Annotated in this window: 15 protein-coding genes, 1 tRNA gene and 1 pseudogene; 8 read left to right on the forward strand and 9 right to left on the reverse strand. The window is 71.8% G+C overall.

Annotated features, from left to right (window positions below; translation table 11 throughout):
- Window positions 1-52 precede the first annotated feature (52 nt).
- Window positions 53-517: a GatB/YqeY domain-containing protein gene (locus IE265_RS17680; protein ID WP_190036543.1), complete on the reverse strand. Its 465-nt coding sequence runs from the start codon at window positions 515-517 to the stop codon at window positions 53-55.
- A gap of 98 nt (window positions 518-615) precedes the next feature.
- Here IE265_RS17680 and IE265_RS17685 point away from each other — a divergent pair, with 98 nt between their 5' ends.
- From IE265_RS17685 to IE265_RS17695, 3 genes are all read left to right on the forward strand, one after another.
- Complete coding sequence (locus tag IE265_RS17685) at window positions 616-1,548, forward strand: metallophosphoesterase (protein ID WP_190036544.1); 933 nt, start codon at window positions 616-618, stop codon at window positions 1,546-1,548.
- Between the two features lie 287 nt (window positions 1,549-1,835).
- Window positions 1,836-2,642, forward strand: a complete 807-nt coding sequence (locus IE265_RS17690; RefSeq protein ID WP_190036545.1) for a Pr6Pr family membrane protein — start codon at window positions 1,836-1,838, stop codon at window positions 2,640-2,642.
- A gap of 51 nt (window positions 2,643-2,693) precedes the next feature.
- Window positions 2,694-2,767: transfer RNA gene (locus IE265_RS17695), tRNA-Pro, on the forward strand.
- 75 nt (window positions 2,768-2,842) lie between these two features.
- On the opposite strand, the pseudogene IE265_RS38400 reads toward IE265_RS17695, so the two are convergent.
- A pseudogene (locus IE265_RS38400) lies at window positions 2,843-3,247 on the reverse strand (tyrosine-type recombinase/integrase); the annotation flags it as partial.
- A 98-nt stretch (window positions 3,248-3,345) separates the two neighbouring features.
- Here IE265_RS38400 and IE265_RS17700 point away from each other — a divergent pair.
- From IE265_RS17700 to IE265_RS17720, 5 genes are all read left to right on the forward strand, one after another.
- The gene (locus IE265_RS17700) at window positions 3,346-4,071 is read left to right on the forward strand and encodes a hypothetical protein (RefSeq protein ID WP_190036546.1); all 726 of its coding nucleotides are present in this window, start codon (window positions 3,346-3,348) and stop codon (window positions 4,069-4,071) included.
- A 241-nt stretch (window positions 4,072-4,312) separates the two neighbouring features.
- Window positions 4,313-4,912: an RNA polymerase sigma factor gene (locus tag IE265_RS17705; protein ID WP_190036547.1), complete on the forward strand. Its 600-nt coding sequence runs from the start codon at window positions 4,313-4,315 to the stop codon at window positions 4,910-4,912.
- The gene (locus IE265_RS17710; protein ID WP_190036548.1) at window positions 4,909-5,871 is read left to right on the forward strand and encodes a CU044_5270 family protein; all 963 of its coding nucleotides are present in this window, start codon (window positions 4,909-4,911) and stop codon (window positions 5,869-5,871) included. Before IE265_RS17705 ends, IE265_RS17710 begins: the two co-directional genes overlap by 4 nt.
- 255 nt (window positions 5,872-6,126) lie before the next feature.
- A complete protein-coding gene (locus IE265_RS17715) occupies window positions 6,127-7,236 on the forward strand; it encodes a right-handed parallel beta-helix repeat-containing protein (RefSeq protein ID WP_190036549.1) in 1,110 nt (369 codons plus the stop codon).
- Window positions 7,237-8,265: a methyltransferase gene (locus IE265_RS17720; protein WP_190036550.1), complete on the forward strand. Its 1,029-nt coding sequence runs from the start codon at window positions 7,237-7,239 to the stop codon at window positions 8,263-8,265. It abuts the gene before it with no gap.
- 73 nt (window positions 8,266-8,338) lie between these two features.
- Here the strand turns inward: IE265_RS17720 and IE265_RS17725 are convergent, their stop codons facing one another.
- The 7 genes from IE265_RS17725 to IE265_RS17755 form a co-directional block, all read right to left on the reverse strand.
- Window positions 8,339-8,671: a TcmI family type II polyketide cyclase gene (locus IE265_RS17725; RefSeq protein ID WP_190036551.1), complete on the reverse strand. Its 333-nt coding sequence runs from the start codon at window positions 8,669-8,671 to the stop codon at window positions 8,339-8,341.
- A gap of 24 nt (window positions 8,672-8,695) precedes the next feature.
- Complete coding sequence (locus tag IE265_RS17730; protein ID WP_190036552.1) at window positions 8,696-9,175, reverse strand: SRPBCC family protein; 480 nt, start codon at window positions 9,173-9,175, stop codon at window positions 8,696-8,698.
- Between the two features lies 1 nt (window position 9,176).
- Complete coding sequence (locus tag IE265_RS17735) at window positions 9,177-9,437, reverse strand: acyl carrier protein (protein WP_190036553.1); 261 nt, start codon at window positions 9,435-9,437, stop codon at window positions 9,177-9,179.
- Window positions 9,434-10,711, reverse strand: a complete 1,278-nt coding sequence (locus IE265_RS17740; protein ID WP_190036554.1) for a ketosynthase chain-length factor — start codon at window positions 10,709-10,711, stop codon at window positions 9,434-9,436. The genes IE265_RS17735 and IE265_RS17740 overlap by 4 nt, the downstream gene beginning before the upstream one ends.
- Window positions 10,708-11,976, reverse strand: a complete 1,269-nt coding sequence (locus IE265_RS17745) for a beta-ketoacyl-[acyl-carrier-protein] synthase family protein (protein WP_190036555.1) — start codon at window positions 11,974-11,976, stop codon at window positions 10,708-10,710. The genes IE265_RS17740 and IE265_RS17745 overlap by 4 nt, the downstream gene beginning before the upstream one ends.
- The gene (locus IE265_RS17750) at window positions 11,973-12,455 is read right to left on the reverse strand and encodes a cupin domain-containing protein (RefSeq protein WP_190036556.1); all 483 of its coding nucleotides are present in this window, start codon (window positions 12,453-12,455) and stop codon (window positions 11,973-11,975) included. The genes IE265_RS17745 and IE265_RS17750 overlap by 4 nt, the downstream gene beginning before the upstream one ends.
- Before the next feature lie 75 nt (window positions 12,456-12,530).
- Entirely contained in the window at window positions 12,531-13,652 is a 1,122-nt protein-coding gene (locus IE265_RS17755; protein ID WP_190036557.1) for a SchA/CurD-like domain-containing protein, read from the reverse strand.
- Between the last annotated feature and the right edge of the window lie 154 nt (window positions 13,653-13,806).

A 13,806-nucleotide genomic window follows, 5' to 3' on the forward strand; every position in this document is an offset into this window, starting at 1 on the left:
TCGAGCGGGAGCCGGGTCGGGCCGCGACCGTGCGGCTCCGGCTCCGGCCGGGTCAGCCCGCGAGGAGCTGCTTGACCACCGCGGCGACCCGGCCGCCCTCGGCGAGACCGGCCACCTTCGGGTTCACGATCTTCATGACCTGGCCCATGGCACGCGGGCCCTCGGCCCCGGCCGCCCTGGCCTCCTCGACCGCCTGCGCGACGATCTGCCGGAGCTCGTCGTCCGAGAGCTGCTTGGGCAGGTACTCGGCGAGGATCACGCCCTCGGCCTTCTCGCGCTCGGCGGACTCGGCGCGACCGCCCTGCGCGAAGGCGTCGGCCGCCTCGCGACGCTTCTTGGCCTCCTTGGAGATCACCTTCTGCACCTCGTCCTCGGAGAGCTCGCGCTTCTCCTTGCCCGCGACCTCCTCCTTCTGGATCGCGGCGAGGGTCAGCCGGAGCGTCGAGGAGCGGAGCTCGTCGCGCCCCTTGATCGCGGCGTTGAGGTCTGCCTGCAGCTTCGACTTGAGCGTGGTCATGAGGTGATTGTCGCAGGTGTGGTGCGGCAGTTGCCCGATGATTTCCGGCGGGGGCTCCCCCGGGGTCCGGGACCGGCGGGGTCTGACACCATGGGGTCATGCGCGCGCGATACGGAGTACCTCTGGGAATCGCGGCGGCTGGCGCCGCCGGTCTGCTCTACTCGGCGGGCTTCGAAGCCCGTTCCTTCCGCCTCCGGCGGGTGACGGTCCCTGTGCTGCCGCCCGGGATGCGTCCGCTGCGCGTGCTCCAGGTCTCCGACATCCACATGGTGAGCGGCCAGCACAAGAAGCAGCGGTGGCTGCGCTCGCTCGCCGGCCTGCGGCCCGACTTCGTCCTGAACACCGGGGACAACCTCTCCGACCCGGAGGGCGTACCGGAGGTGCTGGACGCCCTGGGCCCCCTGATGGAGTTCCCCGGCGCGTACGTCTTCGGCTCGAACGACTACTACGGGCCCAAACTCCGCAACCCCGCCCGGTACTTGCTCGAAAAGGTCCAGGGCAAGCACGGGCTGAACGGCAACGCTCCGGTCAGCGGAGCGATCCACAACCCGTGGGAGCCGATGCGCGACGGCTTCGACGCGGCGGGCTGGCTCAACCTGACGAACGTCCGCGGCACGCTGAAGATCGACGGCTGCGAGATCGAGCTGACCGGGCTCGACGACCCCCACATCAAGCGCGACCGGTACGCGCGGGTGGCGGGCGGCCCGTCCTCCTCGGCCGACTTCTCCATGGGGGTCGTGCACGCGCCGTACCTGCGCACGCTGGACGCCTTCACGGCCGACGGCTACCCGCTGATCCTGGCCGGCCACACGCACGGCGGCCAGCTCCGCATCCCCTACTACGGGGCCCTGGTCACCAACTGCGACCTGGACACGGACCGTGCGCAGGGGCTGTCCACCCACACGGAGGCGGACACCGGGCAGACGGCGTTCCTGCACGTCTCCGCGGGCTGCGGGACCAACCGCTACACGCCGGTACGGTTCGCCTGCCCGCCGGAGGCGACCCTGCTGACGCTGGTCGAGGGGCGCTAGCCGGGGGCTCCTGACGGGTGGGCTTGCTCCTGACGGGCGGGCTCCGGGGCGTGCCCCGCCTGATGGGGTCGCCCGGGCCGGTGGGGCCTTCGGTCGGGTGGGGTCTGTTCGGCGCGGTGGCTTGTTCGGTGCGGCGGGTCGCTCGGCGCGGCGGGTCGCTCGGCGCGGCGGGTCGCTCGACACGGTGGGTCTGTTCGGCGCGGTGGGTCTGTTCGGCGCGGTGGGCGGGCCACTCGACCGGTGCAGTCCGAATAGCCCGTTATGCCCCGTCTGCTTAGCGTGTGGGCATGACCGCTCCCATACCCGCGGACCTCCCGGACATACCCGCGATCCCCGGCATGGCCGCCAACGCGTCGGCCGCCCTCGTGCCCGTCGTGCCGGCCGACGCGGTCGTACCGCGTGTCCGCCGGCCCCTGGTCGCCGTCTTCCGCCTCCTCGTCGCGCTGACGGCCGCCGGAGCGATCACGATCGACCTCCTGCTGGGCTCCCCGCCGCGCGTGCTGAGCCACTTCACGATCCTCGCCGGCGGGCTGGTGGCGGTGGTCTTCACCGCCACCGCCTGGCGCGCCTGGGCGGCCCGCCGCCCCCTGCGCCCCTCGGTCACCGCGGGCACGCTGCTGTACATCGTCGGAGCGGGCCTGGTCCACCACCTCCTCCTCGCCGACGACACGAGCCCGTACTCGATGACCGGCCAGACCGGGGCGCTCACCGGCTGGCAGGCGCTCACGAACCAGCTGCTCCACACGGTGGTCCCCGTCGCGGTGGTCCTGGACTGGTTCCTGCTGACCCGGCCGGGCCCGCTGCGCCTGTCCAACGCCGCCACCTGGCTGGTCCTCCCCTCCGCGTACCTGGCCTTCATCCTGCTCCGCGGGGCGGTCCTGCCCGCGGACGCTCCGGGGCGCTACCCGTACCCGTTCCTCGACGTGGCCCGGCACGGGTACCTGGACGTCCTGGGCAACGCGACCGTCCTCGGCCTCGCCTGCTACGGCCTGGGCCTCCTCCTCGTCGCCCTGGACCGCGTCCGCCCCGGCCCACGCCACCGGCGACGCCCCGAAAACCGGATTTCGTCTCCGGCCACCAGTGGGCTAAAGTAAACGACGTCGCCACGACAGACCCCACGAAAGTGGCCTGCCGACCAGCGACATCGGGGTGTAGCGCAGCTTGGCAGCGCGCTTCGTTCGGGACGAAGAGGTCGTGGGTTCAAATCCCGCCACCCCGACAGCTGAAACAGCAGGTGGACCACCTAGGAATGTTCCTAGGTGGTCTTCTTGGTTCTGTCTGCGTATCCATCTGAGACCTCCTCGGTCACGGCGGTGCCCGAGTGGCCGACGAGCCGGGAGATCTTCCAGGGGCGCGCCGCCGTCGGACAGCAGCGACACGAAGCCGTGCCGGAGCTCCCGGGGCGTCCACTGGTCCGCGTTGATCCCCTCAGCGTCCTTGAGCGCCACCCGGAAGGCACGACGAACGTTGGCCGCGTCCAGCGCGGCCTGCCGACGGCCGACGGCCGACGGCCGAGGAGAATGCCGAGCCCGTTCTCCTCCCAGTCGTCACCGGCGGCGAGACGCTCCCATCCCTGGGCCTCGAACTGCGCCGACAGGGCGTCGACGCACCGTGCCGGAAGGGCGAGCGCGCGCCGGGACTCCCGCGTCCTGGTGTCCCCGCCGTGCCGAACCGACCGCCACACAACGATGTGCGGAGGCGGTGTGGCAGCGCACCGACCAGCCCCGGGCCCAATCCGTTGGCCCCTGTCTCGTACATGGCACGATGCCTGATCGCGGATGAGCACAAGGAGAGCCCATGACGGATCAAGGCACCCCCGTTCCGGTAGATGGCTTCAGGGCCGTCGCCATTGATGCCGACTGGCCGGAATCACGGCAGTTCATGGGGAGCGGCTACAACCGAGTCACCGGCGACATCCATGTGCACCTGTGGTTTGGCTCTGCGTCCCACGACCCCGAGGTTGAGCACGTCATCGTCTTCAGCGCCTCATCCGGCAACGCGAAGGCCAGAGAGGCACTGGAGGACGCTTTGGAGGACTACTGCTATCCCGACGAGGGACTTCCGGCCGGCCTGCCTGCCTCCGAACCCGTCACTGTCACCGCAGACGGGGAACCCGTGACGTTCGAACTCTGGCGGAACAGCAGCACCCCTTACTGGGTCGCCCGGGGCCGTGTCGGGAGTACCGAAGTGGTCCTGTCCGGCTCCGGGACGGAACCCGGCGAGCTGCGCCTGGTCCGCGTGAACGACCTGTCCGCGTACTCGGCCCCGATCGCGTCCCTCCCGGCCCGGGAAGCGATCTCCGTTGCCATGGGAAGCGATCTCCAGGCGACGCCCAGCAGGCAATTGCAGGTCGAGGAGGCGGACACCGCGCTGCGGACCCTGCGCGACATCGCCGCCCGGAACGCCGCTCTTGGGGGACCCGGCCGGGAATTGCACGGCGAGGAGGCGGACACGACGATGCGCGCCCTGCGCCACATCGCCCAGAACGCCGGCCCTGCGGGACAGTTGGGAGCAGAGAGCTGATCAGCTCCCGCCGCCCTGGCCCACTCCTGGAAGGCCGATCAGAGGCATCTGCCAGATCTCGTAGGTGCCTCCGATTCGTTGTGCGGGACCTCGCCGAGCCCTCCTGGGGCCTCGCCGGGAGGGGTGGGCCCCCTCCGGGTCTCGGCCGCTGCTCGGGAAATCCCGTGCGGCCGTGAACTCTTCGCGGGGCAGCGGGGAACAACGGGTGACACGCTCGACCCGACCCGCTGACGGAGGACCCGTGACCGGACCACCGGCGCCCGACCCCGGCGACGAGCACGACGGCCGTGTCGTCGCGCGGTCACTGGAGCATCCGGAGCTGTTCGCCCGGCTGTACGACCGGTACGCACCCGACATCCACCGGTACGCCGCCCGGCGCCTCGGCGGCCACGCGGCGGACGACGTCACGGCCGACACGTTCCTGACCGCGTTCCGGGTGCGTGCCCGCTACGACGTCTCGCGGGCCAGTGCCCGGCCCTGGCTGTACGGCATCGCCGCGCACCTCATCGGCAGACAGCGCCGGAAGGAGGTACGCGGTCTGCGGGCGCTGGCCAGGACCGGCCGGGACCCCGTCGCGGCCGGCTGGGTCGAGGACACCGCGGACCTGGTCGCCGACCGTGCCCCGCTCGCGGACGCGCTCGCCGCGCTGTCCGCCGCCGACCGGCATGTTCTGCTGCTCGTGGCCTGGGCCGACCTCACCTACCAGGAGGTCGCCGAGGCGCTCGGCATACCCGTCGGGACCGTGCGGTCCCGGCTCAACCGGGCCCGCCGCAAGGTACGGGCCGCGCTGGGTGCCGACCCGGCGCTCGTGGGCGGAGTGACGGAGGTGGTCCGGCTGTGAACGTGGACGAGATGAGGGACGTACGCGAGTTCCGGGCCGGGGCGCCGACGCCCGACCGGGCACGGCTCGCCGAGGGGCGGGACCGGCTGAGCGGCGCCGCGGCGCGTGGCCGGGGGCGCCGGCTTCGGGCCGACTGGCGGTTCGCCGCGGTCGGGGCCGCCGCCGCGCTCACCGCGGTGGCCGTGCTGGCCGCCGGCCTCGGAGGGGGCGGCCGCGACGGTGCGCGGCGCACGGTGCCGGCCGCGCCGGGTTCGGCGCGGGAGGTGCTGGAACGGGCCGCGTCCGCGGTGGAGCGGGCCGATCCGCCGCCCGCGCCGCACGCGGGCCAGTGGGTCTACGAGAAGAGGATCTCGGCCGATCCCGGGATCTGGCCCAAGAGTGCCGCCCCGCCCGAGCCGGAGCCGGAGCCCCGGGAGCGCTGGGTGCGGTACGCGGACCCGCGCTTCGAGAACGGCAGGGAGGGCGACGACCGCTCCCTGCGCGAACGGCTCCGTTTCCTCGACGAGCTGCCGGACGACCCGGCCGCCGTGCTGAAGGAGGTCCGCGCCTACTACCCGTCCGGGAAGGGCGGCCTCGAGTCCGAGGGGGAGCAGGACATGGGTGCGCTGCATGTGATGTTCAAGTCCCAGCCCATGCCGCCGCAGGCGCTCGCCAAGCTGTACCGCGCACTGGCCGCGGTCCCCGGCGTCGAGGTCACCGACCACGTGCGGGACCTCGCGGGCCGGGACGCCCTCGCGGTCGGGCACCACGAGAAGGGGCAGGTGGTCCGCCGCGAGATCCTGATCGACCCGAACACGTACCAGTACCTCGGCGACCGGCAGATCGTCGTCAAGGACTACAAGCGTTCGTACCCGGGCGCCGAGGACACGCCCGACCGGCCGTGGAACGCGGGCGACCTCATGTCCCAGAACGCGCTCCTGGCCACGGGCGTCGTCGACCACAAGGGCGACCGCCCCTGACATCCGGTGGGGGCGGCGGCTGTCCGCCCGCACGACGGGATCGCGCGGGTGACCGTCCGGGGAGGGGACGGCCCCGGCCCCGGCCGGGGTCCCCGCGACGGGGCCGCGACCCGGTGCCCGTCCGGCTCGGATCCGCCGCCGGTGCCCGGGCCGTGACACCCCGCCAGGCGCGTGTCCACGCCGACGGCCGACAGACTCGGCCCACCTGGGTGATCAGCGGTGGCGGGCCGCATCACCCGCTCCTAGCTTCGGCATATGACCAAACGACAGATGGCATACCTGGCCTGCACCGCGGCAGTCATGGTGTCGGGGCTGGGTGCCGCACCTCCGGCGAACGACCGGACGGTTCACGTAGTACGTCCCGGCAAGACGATCCAGGCGGCCGTGGACGCCGCGAAACCGGGGGACACGATCATCATCGCCCCCGGTACCTACAAGGAGAGCGTCAACATCACCGTGCCGGGCCTGACCCTCCAGGGCGCCGGCGCCCGATCCACCGTCATCGTGCCCGGCGAGGCCTCCGCCGGCACCTGTGCCAAGACCGGCAACGGCATCTGCGTCACCGGCACGGCCGACCGTCCCCTGCAGCGCGTCACCCTGCGCTCGCTGACACTCAGGGGCTTCACCAAGAGCGGCCTGTGGGCGACGAGGACCGACCGCCTGAGGGTCATCGGCGTCACCGCCGAGAAGAACGGCACGTGGGGCCTCGCCCAGGAGCGTTCCGTACGCGGCCTGTTCAGCCACAACACCGCCGTGAACAACGGCGACGCCGGGCTGTTCGTGGCCAACACCGTGGACCGGGAGGAGGGGGCCCAGGACGCCAGGGGCACGGTGCTCCGGCACAACCGCGTGCTCGGCAACCGGATCGGCGTCACCGTGAGGCGGCTGCGGAACGTGACCGTCGACCACAACGAGGCGATCGGGAACTGCGCCGCGATGTTCGTGGTCGGCGACGAGGGCAAGCCGCGCGCCGGAGCGATCGCGGTGCGCCGCAACAACGTCCGCGCCAACAACAAGCTCTGCCCCGCGACACCCCGGCTGCCCTTCCTCCAGGGCTCGGGCATCGTCCTCACCGGCGTCGAGAGGACGACGGTGACGGGCAACAGGGTCGTGGACAACGTCGGCAAGTCCCCGCTGTCGGGCGGCATCGTGCTGTTCAAGAGCTTCGTGGGGGCCGTCAACGAGAACAACGAGATCCGCGACAACGTCGTGCTGCGCAACAGCACGGACCTGGCCAACCGGGACGTCGGGACGGGCAACACGTTCCGCAGCAACCGGTGCGCGGTCTCCGAACCGGCCGGGCTGTGCCCGCCGGCCGTGCCCACAGCCGGTGCGTCCGGCACGACCACCCAGGCGAGGCACTAGATGACAACCGTCGATCCCGCTCCCCCGGCACCCATGCGGCTGAGGGAGATCGTTTTCGGGGCGGCCTGCGCCGCCGCCGTACGAGCCGCCGCCCGCCTCGGTGTGGCGGACGCCCTCGACGAGACGCCCATGTCCGTGGAGGACCTGTCGGCGGCGGTGAAGACCCAGCCGCAGACACTGCGCCGGCTGCTGCGCGCGCTGTCCTGCCAGGGTGTCTTCACCGAACGCCCCGACGGCAACTTCGCGCACACCGAGATGTCCCGGCTCCTGCGCGAGGACGATCCGAACAGCCTGCGGTACATCGCGCTGTGGTGCACCGAGCCGTGGACGTGGAACGTCTGGCCCAAGCTCGACGAGGCCGTGCGCTCCGGCACGAACGTCTTCGAGGACGTGTACGACAGGGAGTTCTTCACCTATCTCAACGAAGAGGCCCCCGAGTCCGCGTACGTGTTCAACCGCGCCATGACGACGTCCAGCGAGCAGTCGGCGCGGGACGTCGCGAACCTCCTGGACCTGACCGGGGTGTCCTCGGTCGCCGACATCGGCGGCGGTCAGGGGCGCGTCGTGGCGAGCCTGCTGGAGAAGCACCCCGGGCTGCACGGCACACTGCTCGACCTGCCGGGCGTGGTGAAGAACGCCGACCTGCGGCTGTGCGACGGCGGCGCGCTCGCGCCGCGGGTGGACATCGTGGCCGGCGACTGCCGCGAGGACATTCCCGTCCAGGCGGACGTGTACATCATCAAGAACATCCTGGAGTGGGACGACGACAGCACCCGCAGGGCGCTGGCGAACGTCCGGCGCGCGGCGCGGCCCGGTGCCCGTGTCGTCGTCATCGAGAACCTCGTGGACGACACCCCGTCGATGAAGTTCACGACGGCCATGGACCTGCTGCTGCTCCTCAACGTGGGGGGCGCCAAGCACACCAGGCAGAGCATGGTGGACCGGCTGACGGACGCGGGGCTGGTCATCGAGGCGATCAACCCTGTCAACGCGTACCTCCACGCCTTCGAGTGCACCATCCCCGGCTGACCGGACGACACCGAGGCCGCCGGTTCCGCGTATGTCGCGGAGCCGGCGGCCTCGTGGTTCTCCGGGTGGCCCCTCAGGACCTGGCGTCCCGCTCCCAGCGGTAGAAGCAGTGCGCCATGGCGTCCTTGGGGCTGCGCCACGTCTCGGGGTCGTACGCGCTGACGTACGCCGACAGCTGCTCGCTGACACCGCGGAACTCGGGGTGCCCGGCCAGCTTCGCGATGGCGGGCGCGGGGTCCTGGTCGGATTCGATGAGGTGCATGTACACCTCGCCGAACTGGAAGAGGCTGCGCCGCCTGACGCCGATCAGGTGCGGGAGCTCACCGCCGTCGGAGGCGGCGAACACGTCGGCGATCGCCGGTGCCGAACCGGGCGCCATGCGGGCCACGATCAGGGCGTGGTGCATCGGGTCTCCTTCCTGGGCCGGCGGTCAGCCGGGCGTGACGGGCGCCTTGCGGCGGTCGCGGGCGACCTGCTCGATCCGGTCCCGGATGAGGGCGAGCTGCGTGCGGGAGTTGCGGTTGATGTTGTCCGTCATCCAGGCGTCGTCGACCGGGGCGTCGGGCTTCATCGCGAAGTCCTGCACCCAGCGCATCCGGGTGCCGCCGGGCAGTTCCACGTACTCCCAGAAGATGTCCATGTGCGCGAAGGGGCCGGTCTCGACGCGGCGGGCCCGGACGGTCCGCGCGACGCGGTCGGGCGTCCGCTCCGACACCCAGCTCCAGACCTTCCCGTTCTCGTCCGGGTGCATGGTCAGGCGGAACGTCGTCGTGTCGCCCTCGCGGCGGAGCACTTCGACGGACGCGTACTCGCTGAAGAGCTCCGGCCAGTTCTCGATGTCGTTGGTGATGTCCCAGACGAGGTCGAGGGGGGCGTCGACGGTGATGCTGTTCTCGGTGTGTCCTGCCACTTCAGGCTCCAGCCTTGAGGGTGCTGTTGACGAGGTCGAGGAACTCGCGGGGCGACTTGCAGCGCTCTGCGTCGGGAGGGAGCGGCCGGCTGTACCGGTTCTCCAGCTCGCCGACGATGCCGAGGAGGCCGAGCGAGTCGAGGCCGAACGAGGCGAAGGGCGTCTCCGGCGCCTGTTCGAGCTCCCGGGGGTCGACCGTGACACCGGCCGACTGCTTCATGAGGGTGGCCAGCTCGTGGAACGTCACTTCGGTGGTGATCATGCGGGTGTTCTCCTTCCCGCCCGGTCCTGTCGGGCGGAGTCGCCGCCGCGGCGCAGTACCAGCGCCGCGTTGGAGCCCATGAGTCCCCGGCTGAGGACCAGGGCCGTGCGCAGCTCGGCGGGGCGAGCGCGGGACATCACCAGATCGAGGTCGTGGCAGATGTCGAACACGTTGGGAGTGGGGGGTACCTGGCCGTGCTCCATCGCGAGTACCGCGGCCGCGATGTCCAGCACGGGCGCTCCGCAGTAGGCGCGGCCCGTACCGGTCTTGGGCGCCGTGACGGGTACCCGGGTGCCGTGCGCGCCCAGGGCGTCGGCGATGGCCAGCGCCTCGGCGCGGTCCGCCTCCGGCACGCCCAGGGCGTCGGCGAACACGACGTCGACCTCCTCGGGCGCGCAGCCCGCCTCGTCGAGGGCGCCGCGGATCGCGCGGGCGAGCCCTTCCCTGGACCGTTCCCAGCCGGAGACGCCGGTGAAGGTGGAGGCGTGGCCGGCGACCGTGGCCCGGACGGTCGCTCCGCGGTCGCGGGCGCGGTCCTCGTCCTCGACGACGAGCATGGCGCCGCCCTCCGCGGGCACGAAGCCGCAGGCCCCCGTGGTGAACGGGCGGTAGGCGCGGTCGGGGTCGTCGACGGTGCTGAGCCCGGGGTATCCGAGCTGGCAGACCATCGAGTACGGGGCGAGGGGTGCCTCCGCGGCGCCGACGACGACCACGCCGGTGCCGCGCCGTACCGCTCCGGCGGCGTGCGCGACGGCGTCCAGGCCGCCCGCCTCGTCGCTGGCGACCACTCCGCACGGCCCCTTGAAGCCGCTACGGATGGAGATCTGGCCGGTGCTGGCGGCGTAGAACCAGGCGATGGACTGGTACGGGCCGACGAACTTCGACCCCTTGCCCCACAGCTTCTGGAGTTCCCGCTGTCCGAACTCGCCGCCGCCCGACCCGGCGGCGGTGACCACGCCGACGGAGAACGGCTCAGCGGGGTCGCCGCTGCCGATCCCTGCGTCGTCGAGGGCGTGCGCCGCCGCCGTCATGGCGAAGTGGCTGAACCGGTCGGTCTGGACGAGGAAGTTCTCCTCGACGACCGTCGAGGCGTCGAACGCCCTCACCTCGCCCGCCACGCGGAGCGGCAGGTGCCCGCATCCCTCGCGGGTGATCCGGTCCAGGACGTTGAGGCCTTCGCTGACGGACTTCCAGTACGCGTCCGTGTTCAGGCCGTTGGGCGCGATCACACCGATTCCGGTGACGGCCACGCGCCGCGGGTGCTGAGTGCTCATCGTGTCCTCCCGCCCGGCCCGGTCAGCAGTACCGCGGACTGGAAGCCGCCGAAGCCGCTGCCGACGGAGAGCACGTTCTTCAGCTTCCGCGGGCGTGCGGTGCGCGGCACGTAGTCGAGGTCGCAGTCGGGGTCGGGGGTCTCGTAGTTCGCCGTCGGCGGCACCACCTGGTGCTTCAGGGCGAGGACGCAGGCGACCAGCTCGATCGCGCCGATCGCGCCGAGGGAGTGCCCCACCATGGACTTGATGGAGCTCATGGGCGTGTCGTGGGCGTGGGCGCCCAGGGAGCGCTTCACCGCGGCGGTCTCGTGCCGGTCGTTCTGCCTGGTGCCCGAGCCGTGCGCGTTGACGTAGTCGATCTCGGTCGGGTCGAGACGGGCCTGGTCGAGCGTGGTGTCGATCGCCCGGGCCATCTCCAGCCCCTCGCCGGTCAGACCGGTCATGTGGTACGCGTTGCCGTAGGTGGCGTAGCCGCTGATCTCGCAGTAGATGTGCGCGCCGCGGGCCCGGGCGTGCTCGTACTCCTCCAGGATCAGCACCGCCGCGCCCTCGCCCATGACGAAGCCGTTGCGGTGGGCGTCGAAGGGCTTGGAGGCGTGCTCGGGGTCGTCGTTGCTGTCCGAGGTCGCCCTGATGGCGTCGAAGCAGGCCATGGTGATCGGTGAGATCGGCGAGTCCGACGCCCCGGCGATGCAGACGTCGGCGCGGCCCTCCTCGATGGTGTGGAAGGCGTAGCCGACCGCGTCGAGTCCGGAGGTGCAGCCGGTGGAGACGGTCTGCACGGGTCCGTGGACGCCGTGGCGCTCCGCGACGACCGAGGCGAGCGTGCTCGGCGAGAACGCCATGTGCAGTTTCGGGCCGGCCGCGCGGTGGTCCACGTCCCACCGCTGCCCGCCCTCGCTGACCAGGACGTAGTCGCGTTCCAGGCGGGTGGTGCCGCCGACGGCGCTGCCCAGGGAGACAGCGGTGCGCCAGGGGTCCGCCCACTCGGTGTCGAGGCCGGAGTCGCGTACCGCCTCGTCGGCGGCCACCACGGCGAACTGGATGTACCGGTCCGCGTGTTCGCCGAGCTCCGGGTCGAGGCCGTGCGCGAGCGGGTCGAAGTCGCACTCGGCGGCGATGCGCGAACGCAGTCCCGCCGGATCGAACAGCGTGATGCCGCGGGTCGCGGTACGGCCTCCGGAGAGGAGGTCCCAGAACGCCGTCGCCCCGATGCCGCCCGGTGCGACCACGCCGACGCCCGTGACGGCCACCCGCCGGGTCACCGTATGACCCCGCTTCGCTCGGCCGGCTTCCCGTGGTCCGGGGGAGCCAGGTCGGGGCCGCCGACTCCGAAGTCGGCGCCGTGCACGGTGCCGTCGGTCGCCTCCGTGTCGACGTGGCCGAGGCTCGGCCGGGGCGCGAGCGGGCCCAGGTGGAAGACCATGCGGGCCTCCACGTCGCCGACGTTGCGGAAGCGGTGCCGCACGTTGATCGGGATCAGGAGGCCCTGATCGGTGCGGAGCCCGTGCGTCTCGCCGTCCAGGTCGACCTCCAGGGCGCCGTTGACGACGTAGACGAACTCCTCCGAGTACGGGTGGTAGTGCTCGCCGATGCGCTCGCCCGGCCGGACGATGGCCAGGCCCATGAAGCCGCTGGTGGAACCCACGGTGGCGGGCGTGAGCATGGCCCGCAGGTCGCCTCCGCGCCTGCGGTTGGGTTCCGTCTCGCTCAGGTCCACGATGTGCGGATGCTGCTTGTTCACGGTGCTACCTCCGGGTGGGACGGTGAGGTCCGAAGGGGGGAGAGGGGAACGGCCGCGGACACCCCGGGGCTGTCCTCAGGAGTCCGCCGAGCGGTCGGTGACGGGCATCATGTCCGCGTGCGACAGGAGCCGGTTGACGTTGCGCTCCGTGTCCAGGGCGCCCTCGACGCCGATCGCGGCGCCGTCGAGCAGGCGCTGCAGCTCCGCGGCCTTCCGGTCGCCCTTGAGGCCGAGGGAGGCGAGGGAGTCGCTGTCGAGCTCGCGGTCGATGTCGATGAGGCGCACCACGATGTCGTCCCGCTGGAAGACGGTGCTGCGGTACACGGGGCCGTCCGGGTCGCCCGCCGCGGCCTCGTCCTGGTGGGCGAGCAGCCGGGCCAGCTCCATCCCGTGGCCGGTCTTGGCCGGGTAGTACAGCGCGTGGCGCCGCAGGTCGGCGGGTTCCGGCCGGTCGGCGACCACATGGTGCACGGCCGGGAGCGCGGCCCGGGTGAAGAAGACGCGCGCCGAGTCGGGGTCGGACAGGTCCCGGTCCTGCTCCAGGTGCGGGTTGATGGCCTCCTCGACCGCTCGCACCTCGGGCTGGCGGGCGACGTGGCGCAGGGCCGCGAGCAGGTCGCCCTCGACCTCCACGGCCCGCACCACGCGGTTGCCGTGCATGAAGAGCGAGGTGCGGCGCAGCCGCGTGTTGTCGTCGACCTGGGCCTGCGGCGACGTGTACCCGGCCAGGATCTCCGCGACCTTCGACTCGGAGCCCGGCTTGACGGTGAAGGTGAGGGCGTGGCGTGCCACGCCGTCGCCCACGCGGGCCGCCACCTGCAGTCCCGTCGCCGCCGACTCCGGAGTGAGCGGCTGGGAGGGGCTCGTCTCCCGCAGGATGCTGTAGCGCATCGAACGGGTGTCGCGGACGCAGCTGTGCATCGGCCTGACGGTCTCGACGTGCTCCTCGCTGTTCACCCAGGCGAGGAAGGGCGGGGCGCTCTCCCACTCGCTGGTGATGAGCCACTGCGAGGGGTTCTCGATCGACTGGCAGAGCTGGTCACTGATGTGACCGGGCACGGACGCGACCTGGTTGCGCATGAGCTCGTACGCGTCGAGGAACTGCTGCTGCGCTCCTTCGTACAGGTCGAGCAGCAGGATCACCCGCAGCCTCGAACCGTCGAACGCCGACTGCGATATGCGTCCTGAGATGGTCATCCGGCACACCTTTCTTCTTCGCGGACCTTCTTCGTCGCGGGCCTTCTTCTTCGCGGACCTGCTCGGTCGCGCCACATCCGTCGCGGCACATTCGTCGCGGAAATCGGGACACCGCCGTGCCCGAAAGGCCGGGGGCGCCGATGAGCCGATTGTT

Source organism: Streptomyces fructofermentans (assembly GCF_014651055.1).
GTDB lineage: Bacteria > Actinomycetota > Actinomycetes > Streptomycetales > Streptomycetaceae > Streptomyces > Streptomyces fructofermentans.

What these genes read in the sequence shown, in the direction of transcription:
- IE265_RS17725 (WP_190036551.1), bottom strand. Translation starts at nt 8,671, where the DNA reads ATGCACCACGCCCTGATCGTGGCCCGCATGGCGCCCGGTTCGGCACCG.
- IE265_RS17685 (WP_190036544.1), top strand. Translation starts at nt 616, where the DNA reads ATGCGCGCGCGATACGGAGTACCTCTGGGAATCGCGGCGGCTGGCGCC.
- IE265_RS17690 (WP_190036545.1), top strand. Translation starts at nt 1,836, where the DNA reads ATGACCGCTCCCATACCCGCGGACCTCCCGGACATACCCGCGATCCCC.
- IE265_RS17700 (WP_190036546.1), top strand. Translation starts at nt 3,346, where the DNA reads ATGACGGATCAAGGCACCCCCGTTCCGGTAGATGGCTTCAGGGCCGTC.
- IE265_RS17740 (WP_190036554.1), bottom strand. Translation starts at nt 10,711, where the DNA reads ATGAGCACTCAGCACCCGCGGCGCGTGGCCGTCACCGGAATCGGTGTG.
- IE265_RS17715 (WP_190036549.1), top strand. Translation starts at nt 6,127, where the DNA reads ATGACCAAACGACAGATGGCATACCTGGCCTGCACCGCGGCAGTCATG.
- IE265_RS17720 (WP_190036550.1), top strand. Translation starts at nt 7,237, where the DNA reads ATGACAACCGTCGATCCCGCTCCCCCGGCACCCATGCGGCTGAGGGAG.
- IE265_RS17755 (WP_190036557.1), bottom strand. Translation starts at nt 13,652, where the DNA reads ATGACCATCTCAGGACGCATATCGCAGTCGGCGTTCGACGGTTCGAGG.
- IE265_RS17735 (WP_190036553.1), bottom strand. Translation starts at nt 9,437, where the DNA reads ATGATCACCACCGAAGTGACGTTCCACGAGCTGGCCACCCTCATGAAG.
- IE265_RS17680 (WP_190036543.1), bottom strand. Translation starts at nt 517, where the DNA reads ATGACCACGCTCAAGTCGAAGCTGCAGGCAGACCTCAACGCCGCGATC.